This window comes from Streptomyces griseus subsp. griseus, from assembly GCF_000720255.1.
Taxonomy (GTDB): Bacteria; Actinomycetota; Actinomycetes; order Streptomycetales; family Streptomycetaceae; genus Streptomyces; species Streptomyces griseus_I.
Window position 1 is genome coordinate 1 of sequence record NZ_JOJE01000124.1, and the last position, 1,097, is coordinate 1,097.

Annotated in this window: 1 protein-coding gene; it reads right to left on the reverse strand. The window is 67.5% G+C overall.

The genetic code is table 11. The annotated features are described in order from the left end of the window. The coding region (locus IG99_RS43380) for an amino acid adenylation domain-containing protein (protein WP_037684547.1) at positions 1-1,097 on the reverse strand (1,097 nt) is incomplete at both ends.

Below are 1,097 nucleotides of genomic sequence, written 5' to 3' on the forward strand. Positions count from 1 at the left end.
ACCTCTTCCTGCGGGGTGCGTGGTGCACGGCCCTCCGTGTTCGCGGTGAACTCCGGAGCCGGCAACGCCCGCCGGTCCAGCTTCCCGTTCGGCGTCAGGGGCAGGGCCTCCAACGGCACGATCACCGTCGGGACCATGTACTCGGGGAGCGCCTTCGCCACATGCGTTCGCAGTGTCAGCGGATCAGCAGTGGAAACGGCGTAGCCCACGAGCCGCTTGTCGCCGGGCCGGTCCTCGCGCACGATCACCGTGGCCCGGGCGACATCCGGGTGCGCGGCCAGAACAGACTCGATCTCGCCGAGTTCGATACGGAAGCCCCGCACCTTGACCTGGTCATCGACGCGGCCCAGATACTCCAACTCGCCGTCGCCGTTCCACCGTACGAGGTCCCCGGTGCGGTACATCCGCGAGCCGACAGCGCCGTACGGGTCGGCGACGAAGCGTTCCGCCGTCAGACCCGGACGGTTCAGATACCCGCGCGCCACACCATCACCCGCGATGTACAACTCGCCCGCCACACCCACCGGAACCGGCGACAGACCACCGTCGAGGACATACACCCCGGTGTTCCACGAAGGACGGCCGATCGGCACCGGACCCACCAGGGCCCGCTGACCGGGCAAGAGCCGGTAGGCGACGCATCCCACCGTCGCCTCGGTCGGGCCGTACTCATTGACCACCGTGGCCGTCGGATGAGCGCGCCGCCACTGCTCCAGCTGCTCACCCGTCAACTGCTCACCACCCACCACCAGATCACCCGACGGCGAGAACACACCCGGCAACGCGTCCAGCAACGCGATATGGCTCGGCGTGACCTTCGCGAACGTCAACGGCACAGCCGCCAACACCGCTTCGACCGCCGGATCCTCCTCCAGGTCGGCCACCACCACACAGCCGCCACTGACCAACGGCGCGAACAACACCGTCACCGTCAAATCGAACGACACCGGCGAATGCAACAGCGCGTTCCCACGCACCCCCGGATACATCTCCAACGCCCAGGACACGTAGTCGACCACCGACCGATGCTCAACCACCACACCCTTGGGCCGACCCGTCGAACCCGACGTATAGATCACATACGCCGGCGTGCCCGG